The following is a 23,711-nucleotide window of genomic DNA, read 5'->3' as shown; positions in this document are numbered from 1 at the left end:
TCCCTACGGGTTCTGTTCAGAACGCATTTCACGCCTACTGATGAAATGAGTTCTCGTGGTCGCGATTGTAAACCGTCCGGCGAATGGCCGCCGGACAGGGGTTTATCCGGCCCCCGCCTGCCGCTGGCAAGCGGTTCAACGTTTCTTCATCAGCGAACCCAGCACGCCGCGGATGATTTCGCGCCCGACCTGCGAGCCGATGCTGCGCGCGGCCGACTTGACCATCGCCTGCAGCGGCGAATCGCTGCGGCGGCTGCTTGCGCCGCCGCCGAACATGCCGCCGGCGGCATCCTTGAGCAAGTCGCCCAGGCCGCCGCCCTCGTCTTGCTGCTGCGGTTGTTGTGATGGTTGCGGCTGCTGCGGTTGTTGCGATTGTTGCGCCGGACGCCCGGCCGAAGCACCCCAGGCATTCGGATCGGCCGGGACGGACTGCGGCGCCGGCTGCTGCTGGGCTGTACGGCCCTTCAAGCGTTCATAGGCAGATTCGCGGTCGATCGCCTGTTCGTAGATGCCGGTCACCAGCGAAGCGGCCATCAGCGCGCGCCGCTCGTCGTCGGTCACCGGGCCGATCTGCGAAGCCGGGGTCAGCACGTAACCGCGCTCGACCACGTTGGGCCGGCCTTTCTCATCCAGGAACGACACCAACGCCTCGCCCACGGCCAATTCTGTGATGGCTTGCGCGGTATTCAACTGGGGGTTGGCGCGGAAAGTCTCGGCGGCGGCCTGCACCGCCTTCTGGTCGCGCGGGGTGTAGGCGCGCAGCGCGTGCTGCACGCGATTGCCGAGCTGGCCCAGCACGGTGTCGGGGATGTCCAGCGGGTTCTGCGTGACGAAGTACACGCCCACGCCCTTGGAGCGGATCAGGCGCACCACCTGCTCGATCTTTTGCAAGAGCGGCTTGGGCGCCTCGTCGAACAGCAGGTGGGCTTCGTCGAAGAAGAAGGCCATCTTGGGCTTGTCGAGGTCGCCCACTTCCGGCAGGTGCTCGAACAGTTCGGACAGCATCCACAGCAAGAAGGTGGAATACAGGCGCGGCGCATTGAGCAGCTTGTCGGCCGCCAGGATGTTGATGATGCCCTTGCCCGCGGCGTCGGTCTGCATCCAGTCCTCGATGTTGAGCATGGGCTCGCCGAAGAATTTGTCGCCGCCCTGCTCGTCGATGGCGATCAGCCCGCGCTGGATGGCGCCGATGCTGGCCGCCGAGATGTTGCCATATTCGGTCTTGAACTCGGCCGCGTGATCGCCCACGTGCTGCAGCATGGCGCGCAGGTCCTTGGTATCGAGCAGCAGCAGGCCGTTGTCATCGGCGATCTTGAACACGAGCTGCAGCACGCCTTGCTGGGTATCGTTCAGGTTCAGCATGCGCGATAGCATCAGCGGCCCCATGTCGGAGACCGTGGCGCGCACCGGATGGCCCTTTTCGCCGTAGACATCCCAGAATGCCACCGGGGCGGCGGCCCAGGCCGGTTCGGGCAGGGCCAGCTGGGCCAGGCGCTGCTTGAGCTTGGGCGAGGCGCTGCCGGCCTTGCCCAGGCCGGACAGGTCGCCCTTGACGTCGGCCATGAACACCGGCACGCCGATATCCGACAGCGCCTGGGCCAGCACCTGCAGCGTCACCGTCTTGCCGGTGCCGGTGGCGCCGGTGATGCAGCCATGGCGGTTGGCCAACTGCGGCAACAGGCTCAGTTGCTGCGCGGCGTTTTGTGCAATGGGAAGCGGATTGGTCATGGTCTGGGGGCTCTCAGGGCAAAAAATCGGGGAATGGCGATATGGTAAAATTCTGGCCCGATTATAGTCAGAACCTGCCCCGGAAATGTTCCTGATGTTACCGATGTGTGCGCTGATGCGTTCTGGCATTACTTATCTAGTAAGAAAGATCCAACATGGCTGGACACAGCAAATGGGCCAATATCCAACACCGTAAGGGCCGTCAGGACGAAAGGCGCGGCCGTATCTGGACCCGCCTGATCAAGGAAATCACCGTGGCCGCCCGCATGGGCGGCGGCGACCCGGACGCCAATCCGCGCCTGCGCCTGGCAGTGGATCGCGCCTCGGATGCCAACATGCCCAAGGACAACGTGACCCGCGCCATCCAGCGCGGCACCGGCGCCCTGGACGGCGTGAACTACGAGGAAGTGCGCTATGAAGGCTACGGCATCAACGGCGCGGCCATCATCGTCGATTGCATGACCGACAACCGCGTGCGCACCGTGGCCGAAGTGCGCCACGCCTTTTCCAAGTTCGGCGGCAACATGGGCACCGAAGGCTCGGTGGCCTTCCTGTTCAAGCACTGCGGCCAACTGATGTACGCGCCCGGCACCGACGAGAACGCCGTGATCGAAGCCGCGCTGGAAGCCGGCGCCGAAGATGTGGTCACCGACGAGGAAGGCGGCATCGAGGTCCTGACCGGCCCCAACGACTTCTCCGCCGTCAAGGCCGCGATGGAAGCCGCCGGCTTCAAGGCCGAAGTGGCCGAAATCACCATGAAGCCCTCGACCGAGACCGTGTTCTCCGGCGAAGATGGCGTCAGGATGCAAAAACTGCTGGACGCGCTGGAAAACCTGGACGATACCCAGGAGCTCTACACCAACGCCGTCATTGAAGAATAATCCGCCACTCCTGCTCCGTTTCTTAGCTCCGTTTCTTAGCTCCGTTTCTTAGCTCCGTTTCTTAGCTCCGTTTCTTAGCTCTGTTTCTTAGCTCCGCGCCCCAGTTCATTTTTTAAGCGAATCCACATGAAAATCCTAGTTGTCGGCTCCGGTGGCCGTGAACATGCCCTGGCCTGGTCCATTGCCAAGTCGCCGCGCATCCAGACTGTCTATGTCGCGCCCGGCAATGGCGGCACCGCACTGGACGAACGCCTGCAAAACATCGCCATCACCGACCCGGCCGCGCTGGCCGACTTCGCCGAGAAGGAGCATGTGGCGCTGACCGTGGTCGGCCCGGAAGCGCCGCTGGCGGCCGGCATCGTCAACGTGTTCCGCGCGCGCGGCCTGAAAATCTTCGGCCCCACCAGGGAAGCGGCCCAGCTGGAAAGCTCCAAGGACTTCGCCAAGGCCTTCATGAAGCGCCATGCGATCCCGACCGCCGAATACCAGACCTTTTCCGATGTGAAGGCGGCGCACGACTACATCGCGCAAAAGGGCGCGCCGATCGTGATCAAGGCCGACGGCCTGGCCGCCGGCAAGGGCGTGGTGGTCGCCATGACGCTGGAAGAAGCGCATTCGGCGATCGACATGATGCTGTCGGACAACAAGCTGGGCGACGCCGGCGCGCGCGTAGTGATCGAGGAGTTCCTGGCTGGCGAGGAAGCGTCCTTCATCGTCATGGTGGACGGCAAGAACATCCTGCCGCTGGCCACCAGCCAGGATCACAAGCGCCTGCAGGACAACGACCAAGGCCCCAACACCGGCGGCATGGGCGCCTATTCGCCCGCCCCCATCGTCACCCCGGCGCTGCATGCGCGCGTGATGCGCGAAATCATCGTGCCGACCGTGCAGGGCATGGCCAAGGACGGCATCCCGTTCTCCGGCTTCCTGTATGCCGGCCTGATGATCGACGACGAAGGCAATCCGAAGACGCTGGAATTCAACTGCCGCATGGGCGACCCGGAAACCCAGCCGATCATGGCGCGCCTGAAAACCGACCTGCTGACGGTATTCGAGCACGCGGTGTCCGGCACGCTGGACAAGGTGGAACTGGAATGGGACCGCCGCACCGCGCTGGGCGTGGTGATGGCGGCCTACAACTATCCCGACACGCCGCGCCAGGGCGACCTGATCACCGACATCCCGGCCGAGACGCCCGATTGCGTGACCTTCCACGCCGGCACCACCCTGACTGGCGACCGCCTGACCACCTCGGGCGGCCGCGTGCTGTGCGTGGTGGGCCTGGGCGACAGCGTCAAGGTTGCCCAGAAGCATGCCTATGCCGCCGCCGACCTGATCCACTTCGAAGGCTCGCAGATGCGCCGCGACATCGGCTGGCGCGCGCTCAAGCGCTGAAAATCCTGAACTCGCCGGCCGGCGCTGTTGACATGCCGGCCAGAGGAAGACCATGACCGCTCCCCCGCAAAGCATGCCGTTTTGCGGGGGAGCGCTCTTTTTGGACGGCCTCATCGCATAAAATGGCTGTTGTATTGCAACAAATGTGCGCCACGGCGAACTAATCAGCTTGCGCAGGCCCGCTCAGGATGTTGTCATCCTGGTCAGCTTCAGACGGCCTGCTCGTATTCCCGGACGAAAAACACAAAAGCAGAAAAGGAACCCCGCATGCAACAGCCTCTCCTCAACCTTGACACCCTGATCAACCTCTACCTGGTGCCTTTCGGCCTGAAGATGATTGCCGCCATCGCCATCTGGATCATCGGCGGGATCCTCATCAATACCCTGGCCAAGGTGGTGCGGCGCGTGCTCACCGCCCGCCAGTTCGAAGCCACGCTGATCAACTACGCGATTTCCGTTACCCATGTGGTGCTGCGCATCCTGCTGGTGATGGGCATCCTGGAAGTGTGCGGCATCCCCACCACCTCGTTTGCCGCCATGATCGGCGCGGTCGGCGTGGCGCTGGGCGTGGCCTGGTCGGGCCTGCTGGCCAACTTCGCGGCAGGCATCTTCCTGGTGGTGCTGCGCCCGTTCAAGGTCGGCGACTACATCACCGCCGCCGGCCAGACCGGCACCGTCGCCGACATCGGCCTGGTGACCACCATCCTTACTACCGACAACAACCTGCGCGTGGTCATCGGCAACAACAAGCTGTTCTCGGAAAACATCGTCAACTACAACGTCAACGCCACCCGCCGCACCGACCTGCGTTGCCAGATTGCCTATAACGTCAATCCCCAGGAGGCCATCGCGCGCCTGATGGAGCGCATCATGACCATTCCCAATGTGCTGGAAACCCCGGCGCCGTCGGTCGTTATCCTTGAGTTCAATGCCATCGGCACGCTGCTGGCGCTGCGTATCCATGCCTCTACGCCCAATTTCGGCCAGGTCTCCAACGATGTCCAGAATGCCATCGCCGAGGTCTGCATCAAGCAAGGCTGGCCGGCGCCGGCGACCTACCAGGTGTCGGTGCCTGCGGCGCAGCCGCCTCAGGCCTGAGCGGAAATTGCCACAAACCAGCCCGGCACCCGCCGGGCTTTTCGTTTGCCCGCCCCGGCAAAGGCCTGGCAAGGTACAATCTCAGGGTTTAGAACTCATTACGTGCCCCAGAGCGACACGCCGTGACCACCTCCCCCAACGCACAAAGCACCACCTCCTCCGTCAAGGCCTACCTGCAGGATTTGCAACAGCGCATCGTCGCCGCCCTTGAGCAGGCCGACGGCAAGTCCTTCCTGTCCGATTCGTGGGTGCGCCCCGAAGGCGGCGGCGGCACCTCGCGGCTGCTGGAAGAAGGCAATGTGCTGGAGCGCGGCGGCGTGGGCTTTTCACATGTGATGGGCAAGAACCTGCCGCCTTCGGCCGCGGCCAACCGCCCGCACATCGCCGGACGCGAGTGGGAGGCAATGGGCGTGTCGCTGGTGCTGCATCCGCGCAACCCGTACATCCCGACGGTGCACATGAACGTGCGCTTCTTCACCACCCATGCGCAGGGAGAAGAGCCGGTATGGTGGTTCGGCGGCGGCATGGACCTGACGCCCTATTACGGCTTCGCCGAAGACGCGCGACATTTCCACCGCACCTGCCGCGACGCGCTGGCGCCCTATGGCGACGATCTCTATGCGCGCTTCAAGCAATGGTGCGACGAATATTTCTACCTGAAGCACCGCCAGGAGCCGCGCGGCGTAGGCGGCATCTTCTTCGACGATTTCAACGCGCTGCCCTTCGAGGAGGCCTTCGCCATGCAGCGCAGCGTGGGCGACGCTTTCCTGGACGCCTACCTGCCGATCCTGCAGGCGCGCCGCGACATGCCCTATGGCGAGCGCGAACGCGACTTCCAGGCCTACCGCCGCGGCCGTTATGTCGAATTCAACCTGGTGTTCGACCGCGGCACGCTGTTCGGCCTGCAGTCGGGCGGACGCACGGAATCGATCCTGATGTCGATGCCGCCCCTGGTGAAATGGCGCTACAACTGGCAACCCGAGCCCGGCAGCGCCGAAGCGCAGCTGTACTCGGACTTCCTGGTGCACAAGGAATGGCTGTAATGGCACCGCCTGTGCAGGTGGCACAGCGCTGCATTGCCGTGCTCGGCGGCAGCTTCGATCCGGTGCACAATGGCCATGTTTTCCTGGCCGAGCATTTCGTGCAACTGCTCCAGCCTGACGAGCTGCGCATCATTCCCACCGGCAACCCGTGGCAGAAGCACGGCTTGCAGGCCGCGCCGAGCGATCGCGTGGAGATGGTCAGGCGCGCCTTCGATCGCCAGCAGGTACCGGTGGTCATCGATGAGCAGGAAATCCGCCGCACCAGCGCGACCTATACCATCGATACCCTGCGCGCACTGCGTGCCGAGCTGGGGCCGGAGGTATCCATCGTGTTCCTGATGGGCGCCGACCAGTTGCAGCACCTGGATACCTGGCAGCACTGGCAGGAACTGTTTGAGTATGCGCACCTGTGCGCGGCCTCCCGGCCCGGCTTCGAGCTGGCCGACGCTCACGTGCCGCCGGCCGTGAGAGAAGAATTCAAGCGGCGCAGCGCTGCGCCGCAAGAGATCCGCAGCACCACGCACGGATACGGCTACCTGGCCCTCGGGCTGGCGGTCGATATCTCGTCGACTGAAATCCGTGCCCAGCTGCAACGCGGCATCCGACCCGATTCGCTGATTCCGGGCAGGGTGCTAGACTATATCGAACAACAACATCTGTACCGAACTCAATAATGGACATCAAAAAACTGCAAACCCTGGTCGTGGACGCGCTGGAAGACGTCAAAGCGCAAGAAATCCGCATCTTCGACACCACCCACCTGACCAGCCTGTTTGACCGCGTGGCGATCGCCTCCGGCACCTCGAACCGCCAGACCAAGGCGCTCGCCTCGTCGGTGCGCGACAAGGTCAAGGCCAAGGGCGGCAATGTCATCAGCATCGAAGGCGAAGACACCGGCGAATGGGTGCTGGTCGACCTGGGCGACATGATCGTCCACATCATGCAGCCTGCGATCCGCACCTATTACCGCCTGGAAGAGATCTGGGGCGACAAGGAAGTCAAGCTGGGCGCCGCCAAGCGCACCGGCACTTCGGCCGCTGCCAGGCGCGTCGCCGATCAGGCTGGCGAAACCGCGGCCCCCAAGATCCGCCGCACCAGGGCACAGGCCGAGGCCGTCGAAGCCAGCCAGGCGCTGGACGATGACGACGACGCGCCGAAAAAGCCGGCCCGCAAGCCACGCACCACCGCCGCCACCGGTACTGCCGCCACGGCGTCCAGGCGTACCGCAGGCACTGCCGCGACCACGCGCACCACACGCACTACCACCGGCACCAAGGCCACCGCGCCCAAGACCAAGACCACCACGACCCGCAGCAGCACCGCCAAGGCCGGCAGCAAGACCGCCGCGCCCAAGACGCCGGCCGGCAAGACCGTGCGCGTGGCGGCAGCCAAGAGCGCAACCGCCAAGAAGCCTGCTGCCAAGCGCGCCAAAGCCTAAACCGCTCCGCGATCGATGCAACTGATCATCGCGGCGGTCGGCCACAAGATGCCGGCCTGGATTGAAACCGGCTTTCAGGAATATGCCAAGCGCATGCCCCCTGAATGCCGCATCCTGCTCAAGGAAATCAAACCCGTCGAACGTTCCGGCAGCCGCACGGCCGAAACCGTGATGGCGCAGGAGCGCGAGAAGATCGAGGCGGCGCTGCCCAAGGGCGCGCGCGTGATCGCCCTCGACGAGCGCGGCCGCGACTGGACCTCCGTCCAATTATCGCAACAGCTGGTGCAATGGCAGCAGGACGGACGCGACGTCGCTTTCGTCATCGGCGGCGCCGACGGGCTCGATCCCGGCTTCAAGGCCGGCGCCGACACGTTGATACGCATTTCCAGCATGACCCTGCCGCATGGGATGGTGCGTGTAATGCTGGCAGAACAACTGTACCGGGCGTGGTCGATTACCCAGAATCACCCGTATCACCGCGCCTGATGTCTATAACCATTGCCTATGGCTGAATGAAACCAGCGGACCAAAAAATCTACCTGGCCTCCAAGAGCCCGCGCCGACGCGAGCTGCTGCGCCAGATCGGCATCGATTTCGAGCTGCTGCTGTCGGAGAAGGAAGTCGATGAAAGCGTGCTGCCCGACGAGAGCCCGCTGGATTATGTCGCCCGCGTCACGCGCGACAAACTCAACAGCGCGCAGCAGACCATGATCCTGCGCCAACTGCCGCATCGCCCCATCCTCGCGGCCGACACCACAGTGGTGATCGACCAACTGATCCTGGGCAAGCCGGCCGACCATGACGAAGCAGTACGGATGATCACCCGCCTGTCCGGCCGCACCCACCAGGTGCTGACCAGCATCGCCGTGGGACTGACCATCGGCGTGGAAACCGAGGTCTGGCAAATCACCCAGCAATCCGACGTCAGCTTCGCCGAACTCGGCGCCGACGCCATCGCCGCCTACTGCAACACGCTTGAGCCCTACGACAAGGCCGGCGCCTACGGCATCCAAGGACTGGCTTCGATGTTCGTCTCCAATATCGTCGGCAGCCATTCCGGTATCATGGGCTTGCCGCTGTTCGAGACGGCGCAACTATTACAAAAAGCGGGCGTTCGAATCCTATGAGCGAAGATATTCTGATCAACATCACCCCGCAGGAGACGCGCGTGGCGCTGATCCTGCAGGGCGCGGTGCAGGAGCTGCACATCGAGCGCACGCTCTCGCGCGGCCTGGCGGGCAATATTTACCTGGGCAAAGTCGTGCGCGTGCTGCCCGGCATGCAGTCGGCCTTCATCGACATCGGCCTGGAACGCGCGGCCTTCCTGCACGTGGCCGACATCTGGGAAGCGCGGCCGCACGATGGCCAGAACGCCCCGGCCATCGCCATCGAGAAGCTGCTGCACGACGGCCAGACCGTGACCGTGCAAGTCATCAAGGATCCGATCGGCACCAAGGGCGCGCGCCTGTCCACGCAGATATCGATCGCCGGCCGCATGCTGGTCTACCTGCCGCAGGACAAGCACATCGGCATCTCCCAGCGCATCGAGAACGAAGCCGAACGCGAACTGTTGCGCAGCAAGGTGCAGGCGCTGCTGCCGCCGGAAGAGAAAGGCGGCTTCATCATCCGCACCATGGCCGAGGACGCCTCGGACTCCGACCTGCAAATGGACGTCGAGTACCTGCGCAAGACCTGGGCCACCATCGTCAGCCAAAGCAAAACCAATCCGGCGCCCACGCTGCTGCACCAGGATCTCTCCCTGGCCCAGCGCGTGCTGCGCGACTTCGTCAACGACGACACCGCGACCATTCAGGTCGACTCGCGCGAGAACTTCCGCATGCTGCAGGAGTTCGGCACGCTCTACACGCCATCGGTACTGACCAAGCTCGCGCACTACCGCGGCGAACGTCCGTTATTCGACCTGTACGGCGTGGAAGAAGAGATCGAACGCGCGCTGGGCAGGCGCGTAGATCTCAAATCGGGCGGTTACCTGATCGTCGACCAGACCGAGGCGATGACCACCATCGACGTCAACACCGGCAGCTTCGTCAACGGCCGCAACTTCGACGACACCATTTTCAAGACCAACCTGGAAGCGGCGCACGCCATCGCGCGCCAGTTGCGCCTGCGCAACCTGGGCGGCATCATCATCCTCGATTTCATCGACATGGAAAGCACCGAGCACCGCGCCGCGGTGCTGGCCGAACTGGGCCGCGCCTTACAGCGCGACCGCACCAAGATCTCGGTATCCGGATTCTCGACGCTGGGCCTGGTGGAAATGACCCGCAAGCGCACCCGCGAATCGCTGGCCCACATCCTGTGCGAAACCTGCCCCGCCTGCAAGGGCCGCGGCCAGGTCAAGACCTCGCGCACGGTATGCTACGAGATCCTGCGCGAGGTGATGCGCGAAGCCAAGCAATTCAACCCACGCGAATTCCGCATCCTGGCCTCGCAAGTGGTGGTGGACATGTTCCTGGAAGAAGAGTCGCAGCACCTGGCGATGCTGGGGGATTTCATCGGCAAGCCGATTTCGTTGCAGGTGCAGAGCGATTATCAGCAGGAGCAGTATGACATTATTCTGATGTGACCCGCCCGACGAAGTGTGACCGATACGAACCTTCAGCTGCTCTTGATATTGTTTGGCACCCATCACTGTGAATAATAACCAGAATCAGCCGGCGAACGTTCTCGCAGCCTATGTCAATTTCAGCAAGCTCCGTCTCGGGGACCGTATGGCATCGGCTTGGTACGCACAGCATCGCCGCCTGCGTACCGGCGAACGCTTCGGCGCACTGGACCAGCACTTGCTGATCCCCGAGCCCTTCCCAATGGAATTGTATTTCCCGGACACATTCACTGCGGTCAATGAAGAGCAGATCAAGTCGATGGCGCTGCCTGAATGGGATCAGACAGTACTATGGCTTAATGCCACCAACGAGTTCGGCAGACATCCGGTCAATGGATTCTTCGAGCACATACCCGATTCGGTCCTGCAAGCGGCCCAGAAACTCTCAAGTATTCGCGTTTCCCACAAGCCTTATGTACTGATGCATATTCTCGATGATGCACTCTACAATCACAAACGAAACTGGCGGCGTGAAGATGCATTGGCGGTAGCCAGGGCGCTCGAAAAAAAAGGCTGCGAAGTGATCCTACTGAATCCGGAACCGGGGAAGTTCAACGGCAACTATCAGGACATGATGGCCCAAATGCTGGCTGCCGATGCATTCATTGGCGGCGATACTGGCCCCAGCCACCTGTTTGCGCAATTATGCCCGCACAAACCTCAACTGGCGATCTATCCAGACATGAAAGAAGATCGAGAAATCTTTCGGGCACTTCAAGAATCCTTGGGACTGCCCCTACCATGGAACAGCCTTCCCAAAAAGTGCAATCTGGCGATGATTGAGCTGCAACTGGCAAGAGCAACGACACGGCGCGGCTTCAAGATCCGCCGACGTCAGTATCAACGTTTCTTCCCATCCGATGTGATCGGGGTTCTGATGCCGATGCTCAAGGCTTATCGAGGGTAAGCAACGCCAGATTCACGAAAGTGTCTGACTGCAGCCATCAGCAATGCAAGCATGATGGTGTAAAACAAAGCACATTCGCGCCATGCGAACATCACGTCCACAAGGCCATCTGCAATGTAGGACAAGCATAAGGTTGCCCCCATCAACATCGCAACTTCTGCCTGCGGCGTATGCCGCCGGAATTCCCGTAAAAAATACCAAAGCGGCACAAGATAGAGCGCCAGCAAACTCACGATGCCAACAGAACCAAACAACACTGCTGTAAACAGAAACTCGTTATGAGAATGCGGAAATGTCGCGCTATCGCGAGTAATCAGCCCCCGATCAGCCATCTCTTCGAGAGCTTTAGAATAGCCATTCACCCCCACCCCCACCAGAGGATGTTCCGTGAAGATTATGAGCGATGCCCTCCAAAGCTGGTAGCGGGCGCCCAAAGACGAATCCATATTGCTGTTCTGCCTGAGGCCATTGATATCGGCCCCCGCTTGCACAAGCCGTTCGCGCACCGTAGTAGTCGATCCATAGATCCCACCGATTACCAGCAGGATCACCAACGCTACTGCCATCTTCCGAAGCAAACGACCTCGCGGCATGAAGGCCACGCAAGTTGCTACAACAAAAATGGGAATCGCCAGCCATGCACCGCGCGATTGATACAAGTAGACCGAATACAGCCCACCGATCCCTGCAATCAATTTGAAAATCATCGATAGCAGACGAAATCTGCCTGACAATGCCCCTTCATCCCATTTGATGGACAACACGGCCAGCGCCCCCAATATCATCGCCAATTCGGTGTACGCAATAATAGGCATGAAATTAACATAATCACGAGCGACGCCTCCTTGGGTCATCAAGTATGTCTTGGCAGTTGCGATCAGGGCACCCACGCCAAACATGAAGCCAAGCCAACGGAAATGCCTGGCATCCAATTGCAGGAAGGCCCAGAACAGGACAATGAAACCCATGAATCTGATCCCGATGTTGACATCCTTCAGGGTTCCGTTACCAACCACCATCTGGTTCAGCAGGATGCACAATGTGAAAGCAGACATGGCCAGATAGACGTGCCAACACTGGCGCCATGATTTCAAATATGCAGCGATGCTCTCACGCCCTCCGATGAAAATGGCAATCAGGCCCAACAGTAGCAGCAGATAAAAACAAACGCCTGCCAGGCGGTTGACCGTCATTCCGAGAACGACAAAAACTGCTGCTACCGCAAAAAATAACTGCCTGAAAAACGACGGCATCGATGATTGTCGTGTCATATTCCCCATCTCTTCACGTATGCAATGATCGTCCACATAAACATGCCATAAGTCATCACCACTGACGTTAGCTGCGGATCCACACCAAATTTTATTTTTTTCATGTTGACCATCACACCAATTATTCTTGGCCGTATGCACATCTAGCAATAGCTCTACAGGCTCAACTATTGGCTTGCTGATTCCTTCTCAAAAACTATCGGTAGTAACTGATCGCTCCTCTCTTTTTACACGAGGCCATTAGCGATTAGCTAAACAGAAACTGTTTCCGGCTACGATTGCCCGGTCAAATCTCATCAAGCAGATCCTCGACAGATATCTCGATAACCCATCCCTTACGCGTCTTGACGCTGAGAACCTTGCTGGAGGCTGCATCAATCGGGACCCACTCCGGGCTGGTCTGGCGCATCAGGGCGATTACAGGGACGTGCACGGCATTGGCCAGATGCATGATTGCCGTTTCCACCGATACCACCAATGAACACAGTGCGAGCGTAGCGGGCAGCTGGAAGAAATTCTCGTCAGCGCTGAACAAGTGCAATCCGTCCGCGCCATCTGCAAAAAGGCGCCGTGCTTGCGCCAGTTTTTCCGGAACGCAATTGATGATGAAATGTGCCTCTTTCCATTCATCCCGTTCTCGCATGCGTTGCGCCAGTTCGATCATGCGCTCCAATGGCCAGCTGCGCTCTTCCGATTTGGAAAAAGCATTCAGGAAGACCAACCTGGCGCCTTCCCGCACGCCAGCCCTCCGCAAATCATCGCGAGCCCGTTGCTGCCATTCTTCCGGGATATCGATATAGGGAAAGCGGCGATCCTCCGAAATGGCAATACCGAACAGTTGCTCAAACCAGCCGGCATAGATAGCACTGATATGACGGCCATTGAGATCGAAGGTGCTGTAAGCAGGTATATGCGCATCCAGTTTGCGATAGGCCAAATGCTTGCGGATATCAAGAAAACGCACACGCTTCTTCTGCCCCACGACGAAACCGTTGGGACTGAGCTTGCGCGCAAGCTCGGCGTACAGGTGCCGTCGCAGGACGGCGAACGACACCACGATAGGATATTGCTCCTGCTGCGCCTGCAAGATCGATTGCTTGTAAAGCGCCGGACTGTAAGTCCTGTCGTAGATCTTGTCGAACAACCCGCACGACCTGACCCAGTCATAGAGCGAATACTTGCTCAAGTGATCCCATTGGGAAGCGTCGGAAGTACGACGTACTTCATCCACCCATAAGTGCATGCGAATATGCGGATAGGATTCAGCGAAAGCGCGGAAGCAATTCTGCATATAGGTGAAATCACCCAACGCGAGGTGGGCGACGAAGAGGATCTTGTCCGCTTTTTCAAGCAGCCCGGCAGGAACCAATTGGTCGGCCATGTGTTTTCTTTCTTATCGCAGGAATTTCAGATTACCAGCCAACATTAAGGCCTTGGAGCAAAAGGCCTCGCCTTCATTTGCGCGCGCGGCGCACCAGCAGGTAGCGCCAGTACCAGCGCAGGCTGTCCAGCCGGTTGCCACGTGCCCATTGGAAGCGCGAATGCATGCGCAGTTCCTTGTAGTTGGTCGGCTCGATATCGAGCGACTGATCCGACCACGCCGACAGCGCATGGTACTTCTGGAACAGGCGCACAGAATCATGCCCGCTCCAGACACCCCACGGCTTGACCGATCCTGCAAAGTGGATGAAGGTTGCCGCTCCCGCGGGAATGGCCAGCGCGGGGCGGTTGTTCTCCAGGTCGCCAACCAATCCATAGAGGTAATTCCAGCGTACGCCGACAAAGCGTGCGCGCCCGTCCAGCACCACATTAAGGGCATCTTGGTCGGGGAAGCGAAAATTCTCGCCGTCTTTCAAAATGGCATCGATGGTTTGCTGGGTAATCCCGGCTTCGATCCACTTCGGGATGTTGATGTACAGCATGCCCGAATTGAAGTAGCGCGGATGTTTCAGCTTGAGCGCCTCCACACGGCGCCGCGTGGTCGCCTCGGCGTCAGGCACCACGAGGGCAATATCATCCGCCAGATCAAGTCTTGCCAGTTCATCGATGCTACCCACGCAAAGGATGTCGGCATCCAGATAAAGCACACGGTCGGTATAAGACTTAAGAATGTCTGGAATCACCAGCCGCGCGAAGATGGCAGAAGAATAGTAGGACGACCTGGTGTACTGGTCGAAGCGGGAGAACAACTCCGCGTCGAGCAAATGCAGATGCACCGTGGTGCCAGGCCGCTGCGCCAGACTCTCGAAGCGGCGACGATTGTCCTCCGACACCTTGGTCGCCAGCACATGGAAGACAAAATTCCGTTCCGCATTATTGGCAATGATGGAAGCGATGGTCGCTCCCATGCAACGAAAATAGCGATCATCCACGCAAAACACCACGTGGAAGGCATCAGCATTTCCGGATTGCGCCGCCATCTGCGCGATGGCGGTCATCGCAACACCTCCAGCACTTCCTGTACGCCGATAGCGTCAACCCAATCGTTGCGCTTGGCGGCCATGATGACGGTGCTACGCTCACGATCGATCGGCGCCCACTCTGGATTCTTCCGGCGCATAAGCGCCACTACCGGAACATGCACTGCGTTGGCCAGATGCATGACGGCGGTCTCGACCGAAATGATCAGGCCGCTGCGCTGCAGGAGCGCGGGCAATTGAAAGAAGTTCTGCTGCGCGCTGAACCAATGGGTATGGGGAGGCAAACGATCCGCGACCTGCGCCTTGGCCTGCTCGATCTCCTGCGGCGTAGCATTGATCACGAACGTGGTGGCCCGCCATTCATCCTTCTGCTGCAAGGCGTTGATCAAGTCCACCACCTTGACTACCGGCCAGCAACGCTTCCTGGTCTTGGCGAAAGGATTGATGAAAACCAGGCCGGGCTTACCTGCCGCCAATCCCGGAACATCGGGAGTCACGCCCCATTGCGCCAACTGCTTTTCCGCAGCCGCATGCCATTGCTGTGGGATATCGACGAAGGGATAGCGGTCCGCCCCTTCGACCACAAGCCCGGACAACTGGCGGAACCAGTCGGCGTAGACATCGGTAATGTGGTATCCCGCAAATCCCGCGAACGGAGCGAACGATGCATCCAGCTTGCGGTAGGCCAGAAAATCAGAGGGGGCATACCAGCGCGGCTTGCGCCTCATGCCGACCACCCAGGCATCGGGCCCGCCGGCGGCGCGTGCCAGTCCGGCATACTGGGCTGGGCGCAGCGTGGCCAGCGATACCACCAGCGGATAATGTTCCGCGCGCGCCTCGGTGATTGATGCGGCCAGCAGTTGCGGACTGTAGGTGCGCCGATAAACCTTGGCAAAGAAAGGGCAGCTCTCCGCCCAATCGTACAGGGCATAGTTCTTCAGGTAACCCCATTTGGCCTGGTCGCCCGTACGCCGTACCTCGTCAATCCAGATATGCACCTTGAGATGCGGGTTGGCTTCGGCGAAAGCCTTGAAGAAGTTCTGCAGATACGTGAAGTCGCCGATCGCCAGATGAGCGATGAACAGGATCTTGTCGGCTGCAGCCAGGCGCCGTGGAGGAATGAGCGGCATTTCAGCTAGCCATCCGTTGCAATTGCGCAGGTGTGAAGCGCGGCGCACTGCCCATCGGCATGTGCAGGAACTCCATCACCGTATCAACACTGATCTTGTTAATCCAGTCATCAGGCTCGGGGGTGTACACGATATTGGTGTTGGCGGCATCGATCGGCGCCCACTCAGGATTGATCTGGCGCATCAGCGCCACCACCGGCACACGCACGGCATTGGCCAGATGCATGATGGAGGTTTCGACAGTGATGATCAGGTCGCTCTGCTCCAGCATGGCCGGCAGTTGGAAAAAATGATCATGCGCGCTGAACAGGCGAATGCGAGGAACGCCCGAGGCCTGCACTTCGCGCTGGGTACTTTCCCATTGCTCCGGCATGGTATTGATGACGAAATCCGCTTCGGCCCACTTGGGATCGCCCTGCATGCGACGCACCAGCTCAGTCGCCTTGGCCAACGGCCAGGATCGCTCCGGCGGTTTGGAAAAAGCGTTAAGGAATACCAAAGGATGCTGGCGCCGATCCTTGGCCGCAATACCCCAGTCTTCCAACTGGCGCAATGCATCGTCTTTCCACTGCTGCGGCACGTCCATGGTCGGCACGCGCTTCTCATGCGGAACCTGGATGCCGAACAGGCCGGTAAACCAGTTCGCGTAGACATCGCTCACATGCAGTGTTTTGTCATGCGAATACACTGGAATGGCGCCATCGAGCGCACCATAAATCATGTGCTTGCGGAAGTCATAGAAACGCACCCGCTTGGTCATGGCCACAACAAAACCCTTTTTACTGATCTTGCGTACCATCTTGGCATACATCGGGCGACGCGCCAGTCCAAAGGAAACGACGATAGGATAGTCCTCGGCCTGGGCCTCCCGGATCGAATCGCGCAGCACAAAAGGGCTGTAGGTCTTGGTGTAGAGCTTCTCGAACATCGGGCAGGTCTGCAACCAGTCGAACACGACGTATTTCTGCAGGTGCCGCCATTGGCGGAAGTCATAGGTGCGCCGCACTTCGTCCACCCACAGGTGGATCTTGATATGCGGATAGGCTTCAGCAAACGCCTTGAAGCAAGCCTGCATATATGTAAAGTCACCCAAGGCGAGGTGCGCCACGAACAGGATCTTGTTCGACTTCTGCAACACCTCAGGCGGGACGATCTGGCTCAACATGGGAAGCGATTTTGCGTCAACTTGTCTGGTCATGCGTTTTTCTTTGGATATTCGCCCGTGTTTCAGAGCAGTTTCTTCAATTGCTGCAACTTGACTTCATCCTGCTCGGTTCCTTCACCCGAGAATTGCAGGTGATACAGCTTGGCATAGGCACCATTCTTTTCCAGCAATTCATTGTGTGAACCAACCTCAACCACCTGGCCAGCCGACAGCACCACAATGCGATCGGCACGCTCCACCGTCGACAGGCGGTGGGCGATCACGAAGGTGGTGCGGCCTTCCATCAGCCAGTCCAGTGCCGCCTGCACCGCGCGTTCCGATTCCGTGTCCAGCGCGGAAGTGGCTTCATCCAGGATCAGGATCGGCGCATTCTTATAGATCGCACGCGCGATCGCCAAGCGCTGGCGCTGGCCGCCGGACAGGCGTGAGCCATTGTCGCCGACGACCGTATGGATACCGTCATGCAACTCCTTCATCAGGTTGCCCAGATGAGCGGCCTCCAGCGCTGCCTCGACCTTGGCCAAATCTGGATGAGGGTCGCCATACGCCACGTTATCGATAATCGTGCCATTGAACAGCACCACGTTCTGGCTGACCATCGCGATCTGTTGGCGCAGGCTGCGAAGCGAAATGTCTTCGATAGGTTCGCCATCCAACAAGATCTGACCGGATGTGGCCGAATAGAAGCCGGGGATCATGTTGACCAATGTCGATTTTCCGCCGCCGGACATGCCGACGAACGCCACGGTCTCGCCCGCATTCACACTCAAATTCACATGGTCCAGCGCCAACTGGTCGCGCTCGGGGTAGCTGAAACACAGGTTGACCAGGTCGATCTTGCCGGCAGCGCGCTTTCCCAGATTGCGGCCACCGGTGCGTTCGGTCGGCATGTCGATCAGACTGAACACTGCTTCGGCCGCGGCCATGCCGCGCTGCAGGGGACCATTGACTTCAGCCAATTGCTTCAGCGGAGTCAGCAACATCAGCATGGCAGTGATAAAGGAAACGAAACCGCCCACCGTGATCTGGCCATTGCCCGACTGGATCAGCGCCATGACGATCACGATCGCCACCGCCGAAGCCGTCATGAATTGCGTGATCGGCACGGTGGAAGAAAAAGTCTTGGTCATGCGCATGGTGTAGCGGCGCAGGTTTTCCGATCTCTCATGGAAACGCTGTTTTTCGAAATCCTGTCCACCGAAAATCTTGATGACTTGCTGGGCGCGTGTCGACTCTTCGATTACTTGGGTCAGCTCGGCGTTGACGCGCAATGAATCCTGGTTCAGTTTCTTGAGATTGCGGCTGGTGAAGCGCACCACAATAGCCAACAGCGGCAGCAAGACCAGTGTGACGATAGTCAGCACCCAGTTCAAATACAGCAGCCACGCCAACAGGCCCAGCACCGTCAACGCCGACCGGATGATAGAGGTGAAGATACGGGTCACCATGTCAGTGATGCCCTGTACTTCAAACATGATGGAATTGATCACCTTGCCGACGCTGTTGGTGGCATAGAAGGCCAGTGGAAAATCCAGCATGCGCGCGAACATCTGCCCACGCACTTCGTTCAGGATCCGCGTGGTCACCCATGTCATCAGGTAACTGCTGGCGAAGGTGGAGGCGCCACGGATGACGAAAATGCCGATCACCGCCACCGGCACCAGCCACAGGGAAAACGCCGGCTTGCCGACGAAGCCCTTGTCGAGCAGCACCTGGAAGATATAGGGAACCACCGGCTCGGTGCCCGCTGTCACCGCCATGGCGATAAAAGCCAGCACCAGGCGCCAGCGATAAGGCTTGTGCATGTGCAACAGGCGGATGAAGTGCGGCGAGATGTTCAGTTTCATTCTTTGGTTCCAAAAACGAGCGCCTGGGGTGGCGCCCGCGATATTGCATGATTGCCCGCCGTAGCTGTGGCAAGGTGTCCCGGTCAGCCCAAACCTGCGATTCTACCGTTGCGGCAGCACAAGCTTATGGTCATATTCCGAATCTCAATACTCGACAATCACCGCTTCCTTCCCAAACGAAGCCACCAGCGAACTCTGCAAGCTATCGCTGGGATTGATCCGCCAGGCATCTCCCAGCACCACCTCGCAGCCGGCGTCCGGCTGCAGGTAGCGCATTACGAACGGCAGGCCTTGCTCCTGGCGGTGGGCTGACAGCGTGTCGCGCAGCAAGGCGGTATCGACCGCTTTGTTGATCTGCACCACCATGCGCACGCCATACTGGATGCGCGCCGCGCCCAGGTCCATGACCTTTTCGGCCGAGACCCGCAATCCGCCGTTGAAGCGGTCCTCGGAAACACGGCCCTGCACCACCAGCAGTTCGTCTTCCTTGATCAGGTGCTTGAACGGTTCGAACACTTCGTTATAGATGGTGGCTTCGATCACGCCGGTGCCGTCGTCCAGCGTGCAGATCACCAGCTTGCCGCGCTGGGTCATCTGCACCCGCACGGCGGTGATGATGCCGGCCATGCTGCGCGGTTCGCGCGATGGTTCGAGGCTGGATATCTTGGTGCGCACGAAACGGCGCACTTCCTTTTCGTAAGCCGAGAACAGGTGGCCCGACAGGTAGAAGCCCAGCGCGCCCTTCTCTTCGGTCAGGCGCTGCTTGTCGCTCCATGGCGTGACTTGCACGTATTCCAGCGGCGCTTCGAGGTCGCTGTCGTCGCCGCCGAACAGGCTGACCTGGTTGGCCGATTTCTCGGCCTGCTCCGCGCTTTCCCAGGCCAGGTTGACCGAGGCTTGCAGGATGGCGCGGTCGACCTTGAAGCAGTCGAAAGCGCCGGCGCGGATCAGCGAGTCGATGGTGCGGCGGTTGATCTGCTTCTTGTCGACGCGCTTGGCGAAGTCGAACAGATCCTTGAACGGCCCGCCGTCCTTGCGCGCCTCCAAAATGGATTCGATGGCGTTCTGGCCGGCGCCCTTGACGGCGCCCAGCCCGTAACGGATCTGCGTGGCCTTCTTGCCCGGTTCGCCCACCGGCATGAAACGGTAGTCCGAGAGGTTGATGTCGGGCGGCAGGATGGCCAGCTTGCAGACGTCGATCGCGTCTTCGATCAGGATCTTGACCTTGTCGGTGTCTTCCATCGCCAGCGACAAGTTGGCTGCCATGAACGCGGCCGGATGGTGCGCCTTGAGGTAGGCGGTGTAATACGACAGCAGCGCGTAGGCGGCGGCGTGCGACTTGTTGAAGCCGTAGCCGGCGAACTTTTCCATCAAGTCGAAGATCTCGTCGGCCTTCTCGGTCGACAGGCCGTTCTTGGCGGCGCCCTCGCGGAACAGCTCGCGGTGCTTGGCCATTTCCTCGGCCTTCTTCTTGCCCATCGCGCGGCGCAGCAGGTCGGCGCCGCCCAGCGAGTAGCCGCCGATCACCTGCGCCATCTGCATCACCTGCTCCTGGTAGACCATGATGCCGTAGGTCTCGGAGAGGATGCCCTCGGTGCGCGGGTCCGGGTAGTCGAAGGCTTCGCCGTGCTTGCGCTTGCAGAAGTCGGGGATCAGGTCCATCGGGCCCGGGCGGTACAACGCCACCAGCGCGATGATGTCCTCGAAACGGTCGGGGCGCGCGTCCTTCAGCATGCCTTGCATGCCGCGGCTTTCAAGCTGGAACACGGCGACCGTCTTGGCCTTGGTCAGCAGCTCGTAGGAAGCGCGGTCGTTCAACGGCAGCTTGGCCAGGTCGAAGTCGGCCATGGCCGGGTCGAGCATGCGGATGTAGCGTTCGGCGCGGTCGAGGATGGTCAGCGTGGTCAGGCCCAAAAAGTCGAACTTCACCAGGCCGACGGCTTCCACGTCGTCCTTGTCGTACTGCGAGACCACGCCGGCGTCGCCGCCCTGCGTGTAGAGCGGGCAGAAGTCGGTCAGCTTGCCGGGAGCGATCAGCACGCCGCCGGCGTGCATGCCGATGTTGCGGGCGATGCCTTCGACCTGCTGGGCCAGGCCCAGCAACTGCTTGACCTCTTCTTCGTTTTCCAGGCGTTCCTTGAGCAGCGGCTCTTCCTCGATGGCGTCGGCCAGCGTCACCAGCTTGCCCGGCTTGAACGGGATCAGCTTGGAGATGCCGTCGCAGAAGTTGTAGCCGAGGTCGAGCACGCGGCCCACATCGCGCACCGCGCCCTTGGCGGCCATGGTGCCGAAGGTAGCGATCTGCGAGACCGCCTCCTTGCCGTAGCGGTCCTTCACGTATTGGATGACGCGGTCGCGGCCTTCCTGGCAGAAGTCGATGTCGAAGTCGGGCATCGAGACCCGTTCCGGGTTCAGGAAGCGTTCGAACAGCAGGTTGTAGCGCAGCGGATCGAGGTCGGTGATCAAGAGGCAATAGGCCACCAGCGAACCGGCGCCAGAACCCCGGCCGGGGCCGACCGGCACGCCGTTGTTCTTGGCCCACTGGATGAAGTCGGCCACGATCAGGAAGTAGCCCGGGAACTTCATCTTGATGATGGTGTTGTTCTCGAACTCCAGGCGCGCCTCGTAGCGCGGGCGCTCCTTCTCGCGCTGGGCCTCGTCCGGATACAGGTGCTTCAAGCGTTGTTCCAGGCCGGCCTTGGTCTGCGCCACCAGGAAGTCGTCGATGGTCATGCCGTCCGGCGTGGGGAAGTCCGGCAGTTGCGGCTTGCCCAGCTGCAGCACCAGGTTGCAGCGCTTGGCGATCTCGATGGTATTGGCGATGGCGCCCGGCAGGTCGGCGAACAGCTCGGCCATCTCGGCCTGCGACTTGAAGTATTGCTGGTCGTTGAAACGGCGTACCCGGCGCGCATTGGCCAGGATCTCGCCTTCGGCGATGCAGGTGCGCGCCTCGTGGGCGATGAATTCTTCGGTGGACTGGAACTGGATCGGGTGCGTGGCCACTGTCGGCAATCCCAGCCTGGCGCCCAGCGCGACGGTCTGGCGCACCTGGATATCCATGTTGGGATGGCCCGCGCGCTGGATCTCGAGGTAGTAGGCGCCCGGGAAAATCTCCGCCCAGCGCCTGGCGCATTCTTCGGCCAGCGCCAGGTTGCTGTTGTCGATCGCGATGCCGACGTCGCCCCCCTGGGCGCCGGACAAGGCGATCAGGCCGTTGCCGCCTTCCTGGCGGCGCAATGCGTCCAGCCATTCCATGCGCACTTCGGCACGGCCCTTGTAAATATTTTCCAGCCAGGCGCGCGACAGCAATTCGCACAGCTGCAGGTAGCCGTGGTGGTTTTTGACCAGCAGCAGCAGGCGCGCAGGTTTTTCGCGGTCGGCGTCGTTGGTGATCCAGATGTCGCAACCGGCGATCGGCTTGATGCCCTTGCCGCGCGCGGCCTTGTAGAACTTGACCATGCCGAACAGGTTGGCCAGATCGGTGACGGCCATCGCCGCCTGGCCATCCTTGGCGGCAGCCTGGACGACGTCATCGATGCGCACCAGGCCGTCGACGATGGAGTACTCCGAATGCAGTCGGAGGTGAACGAATTGCGGTGTAGTCATGGGGCCACATTTTACCGGAGGTTGGGAGCTCCTCTGCTCCGAATTCGCCGGTTTTTGCGTACGCAAACCCTGCTTGACAAGGCCGCGCGCAAGCCTGCCGAGCGCGGCTGCGATGCGTGCTTGATCTGCATCAGCGAAGCGCCAAATAGCTGCGAAAACGGGGCTCGCGCGTATATAATGCTGACAATTCAAAGACTTAGAGCAAACAACCATGCAGTCCCCGGATACCCCCTACGTCAACATCGCCGCCTACAAATTCATCACCTTCGACGACACGGCCGAAAAGCGTCCGCAATTCCTTGAGTTTTGCCAGAAGCACAACCTGCGCGGCACCATACTGCTGACCCCGGAAGGCATCAACCTGTTCCTGGCCGGCCTGCGCCACGAGATCGACGCCTTCCTGGCCTGGCTGCGCGCCGATGCGCGCTTCGCCGACATCGTGGTCAAGGAGAGCTTTTCCGAAAAGCAACCCTTCACCCGCATGCTGGTCAAGCTCAAGGCCGAGATCATCACGATGAAACACCCGCTGATCAAGCCGGAACAAGGCCGCGCCCCGTCGGTGGAGCCGCAGGACCTGAAGCGCTGGCTGGATCAGGGCCATGACGACAACGGCAAACCCGTGGTGATGGTCGATACCCGCAACGCCTTCGAGGTCGATGTGGGCACCTTCGAGCACACGGTCGACTACCGCATCGCCAAGTTCACCGAATTTCCGCAAGTCATCGCCGAGCACAAACCCGATTTCGACGGCAAGACGGTGGTCACCTTCTGCACCGGCGGCATCCGCTGCGAAAAGGCCGCGATCCACATGCAGAACATCGGCTATGACAGCGTCTACCAGCTCGAAGGCGGCATCCTGCGCTACTTCGAGGAAGTCGGCGGCGCCCATTACCAAGGCGACTGCTTCGTGTTCGACTACCGTACCGCGCTGAGCCCCGACCTGAAGGAAAGCCAGACCGCGCAATGCTTCGCCTGCCGCGCCGTGGTCACGCCGCGCGAGCAGTTGTCGCCGGACTACGTGCCGGGCAAGTCATGCCCGCATTGCGCGCCCAAGCAACGCGCGACGGCCGACGCCGCCCCAGCGGCCGCCGTGCAAGCCTGATCGTCCGCGCTCCGCTCCAATGAAAAAGCCCACCTCGCAAGAGGTGGGCTTTTT

19 protein-coding genes are annotated in these 23,711 nt (G+C 60.6%); 11 read left to right on the top strand and 8 right to left on the bottom strand.

All coding sequences use genetic code 11. The annotated features are described in order from the left end of the window. Positions 1-135: 135 nt before the first annotated feature. Positions 136-1,728, bottom strand: a complete 1,593-nt coding sequence (locus FB597_RS10605) for a helicase HerA-like C-terminal domain-containing protein (protein WP_144769513.1) — start codon at positions 1,726-1,728, stop codon at positions 136-138. 155 nt (positions 1,729-1,883) lie between these two features. Between FB597_RS10605 and FB597_RS10600 the strand changes: the two genes are divergently transcribed. From FB597_RS10600 to FB597_RS10555, 10 genes are all read left to right on the top strand, one after another. Next, complete coding sequence (locus tag FB597_RS10600) at positions 1,884-2,609, top strand: YebC/PmpR family DNA-binding transcriptional regulator (protein ID WP_141911850.1); 726 nt, start codon at positions 1,884-1,886, stop codon at positions 2,607-2,609. Positions 2,610-2,735: 126 nt separating this feature from the next. Further along, positions 2,736-4,004 (top strand): phosphoribosylamine--glycine ligase, encoded by a 1,269-nt coding sequence (purD, locus tag FB597_RS10595; protein ID WP_141911847.1) that lies wholly within the window; start codon positions 2,736-2,738, stop codon positions 4,002-4,004. A 267-nt stretch (positions 4,005-4,271) separates the two neighbouring features. Beyond that, positions 4,272-5,102, top strand: a complete 831-nt coding sequence (locus tag FB597_RS10590) for a mechanosensitive ion channel family protein (protein WP_144769512.1) — start codon at positions 4,272-4,274, stop codon at positions 5,100-5,102. 122 nt (positions 5,103-5,224) lie between these two features. After that, entirely contained in the window at positions 5,225-6,145 is a 921-nt protein-coding gene (gene hemF, locus FB597_RS10585) for an oxygen-dependent coproporphyrinogen oxidase (RefSeq protein WP_144769511.1), read from the top strand. Further along, positions 6,145-6,819, top strand: a complete 675-nt coding sequence (locus FB597_RS10580) for a nicotinate-nucleotide adenylyltransferase (protein ID WP_144769510.1) — start codon at positions 6,145-6,147, stop codon at positions 6,817-6,819. Before hemF ends, FB597_RS10580 begins: the two co-directional genes overlap by 1 nt. Beyond that, positions 6,819-7,583, top strand: a complete 765-nt coding sequence (rsfS, locus tag FB597_RS10575) for a ribosome silencing factor (protein WP_144769509.1) — start codon at positions 6,819-6,821, stop codon at positions 7,581-7,583. The genes FB597_RS10580 and rsfS overlap by 1 nt, the downstream gene beginning before the upstream one ends. A 15-nt stretch (positions 7,584-7,598) precedes the next feature. Beyond that, entirely contained in the window at positions 7,599-8,069 is a 471-nt protein-coding gene (rlmH, locus tag FB597_RS10570) for a 23S rRNA (pseudouridine(1915)-N(3))-methyltransferase RlmH (protein WP_141911836.1), read from the top strand. A gap of 26 nt (positions 8,070-8,095) precedes the next feature. Further along, positions 8,096-8,710 (top strand): nucleoside triphosphate pyrophosphatase, encoded by a 615-nt coding sequence (locus FB597_RS10565; RefSeq protein WP_141911834.1) that lies wholly within the window; start codon positions 8,096-8,098, stop codon positions 8,708-8,710. Continuing rightward, positions 8,707-10,170: a ribonuclease G gene (gene rng, locus FB597_RS10560; RefSeq protein ID WP_141911832.1), complete on the top strand. Its 1,464-nt coding sequence runs from the start codon at positions 8,707-8,709 to the stop codon at positions 10,168-10,170. The genes FB597_RS10565 and rng overlap by 4 nt, the downstream gene beginning before the upstream one ends. Positions 10,171-10,222: 52 nt before the next feature. Continuing rightward, on the top strand, positions 10,223-11,116 hold the full coding sequence (locus FB597_RS10555; RefSeq protein WP_144769508.1) for a glycosyltransferase family 9 protein: 894 nt from the start codon (positions 10,223-10,225) through the stop codon (positions 11,114-11,116). Here FB597_RS10555 and FB597_RS10550 read toward each other — a convergent pair. From FB597_RS10550 to dnaE, 7 genes are all read right to left on the bottom strand, one after another. After that, a complete protein-coding gene (locus FB597_RS10550) occupies positions 11,104-12,528 on the bottom strand; it encodes an O-antigen ligase (protein ID WP_144769507.1) in 1,425 nt (474 codons plus the stop codon). The genes FB597_RS10555 and FB597_RS10550 overlap by 13 nt on opposite strands. Positions 12,529-12,673: 145 nt before the next feature. Then, on the bottom strand, positions 12,674-13,768 hold the full coding sequence (locus FB597_RS10545; protein ID WP_144769506.1) for a glycosyltransferase family 9 protein: 1,095 nt from the start codon (positions 13,766-13,768) through the stop codon (positions 12,674-12,676). Between the two features lie 73 nt (positions 13,769-13,841). Then, positions 13,842-14,825: a glycosyltransferase family 8 protein gene (locus FB597_RS10540; protein ID WP_144769505.1), complete on the bottom strand. Its 984-nt coding sequence runs from the start codon at positions 14,823-14,825 to the stop codon at positions 13,842-13,844. Further along, on the bottom strand, positions 14,822-15,937 hold the full coding sequence (locus tag FB597_RS10535) for a glycosyltransferase family 9 protein (RefSeq protein ID WP_144769504.1): 1,116 nt from the start codon (positions 15,935-15,937) through the stop codon (positions 14,822-14,824). Before FB597_RS10535 ends, FB597_RS10540 begins: the two co-directional genes overlap by 4 nt. Before the next feature lies 1 nt (position 15,938). After that, positions 15,939-17,135: a glycosyltransferase family 9 protein gene (locus tag FB597_RS10530; protein WP_255517140.1), complete on the bottom strand. Its 1,197-nt coding sequence runs from the start codon at positions 17,133-17,135 to the stop codon at positions 15,939-15,941. Positions 17,136-17,164: 29 nt separating this feature from the next. Then, the gene (gene msbA, locus FB597_RS10525) at positions 17,165-18,949 is read right to left on the bottom strand and encodes a lipid A export permease/ATP-binding protein MsbA (protein ID WP_144769503.1); all 1,785 of its coding nucleotides are present in this window, start codon (positions 18,947-18,949) and stop codon (positions 17,165-17,167) included. A 144-nt stretch (positions 18,950-19,093) separates the two neighbouring features. After that, complete coding sequence (dnaE, locus tag FB597_RS10520) at positions 19,094-22,555, bottom strand: DNA polymerase III subunit alpha (protein ID WP_144769502.1); 3,462 nt, start codon at positions 22,553-22,555, stop codon at positions 19,094-19,096. Between the two features lie 211 nt (positions 22,556-22,766). On the opposite strand from dnaE, the gene FB597_RS10515 reads away from it, so the two are divergent. After that, positions 22,767-23,657 (top strand): sulfurtransferase, encoded by an 891-nt coding sequence (locus FB597_RS10515; RefSeq protein ID WP_141911809.1) that lies wholly within the window; start codon positions 22,767-22,769, stop codon positions 23,655-23,657. Positions 23,658-23,711 lie beyond the last annotated feature (54 nt).

This window comes from Herbaspirillum sp. SJZ099 (genome assembly GCF_007828355.1).
In the GTDB taxonomy this organism is placed as follows: Bacteria; Pseudomonadota; Gammaproteobacteria; order Burkholderiales; family Burkholderiaceae_D; genus Herbaspirillum.
The sequence above is the reverse complement of the archived record's forward strand: the minus strand, read 5'-3'. Positions and strand labels throughout refer to the sequence as shown.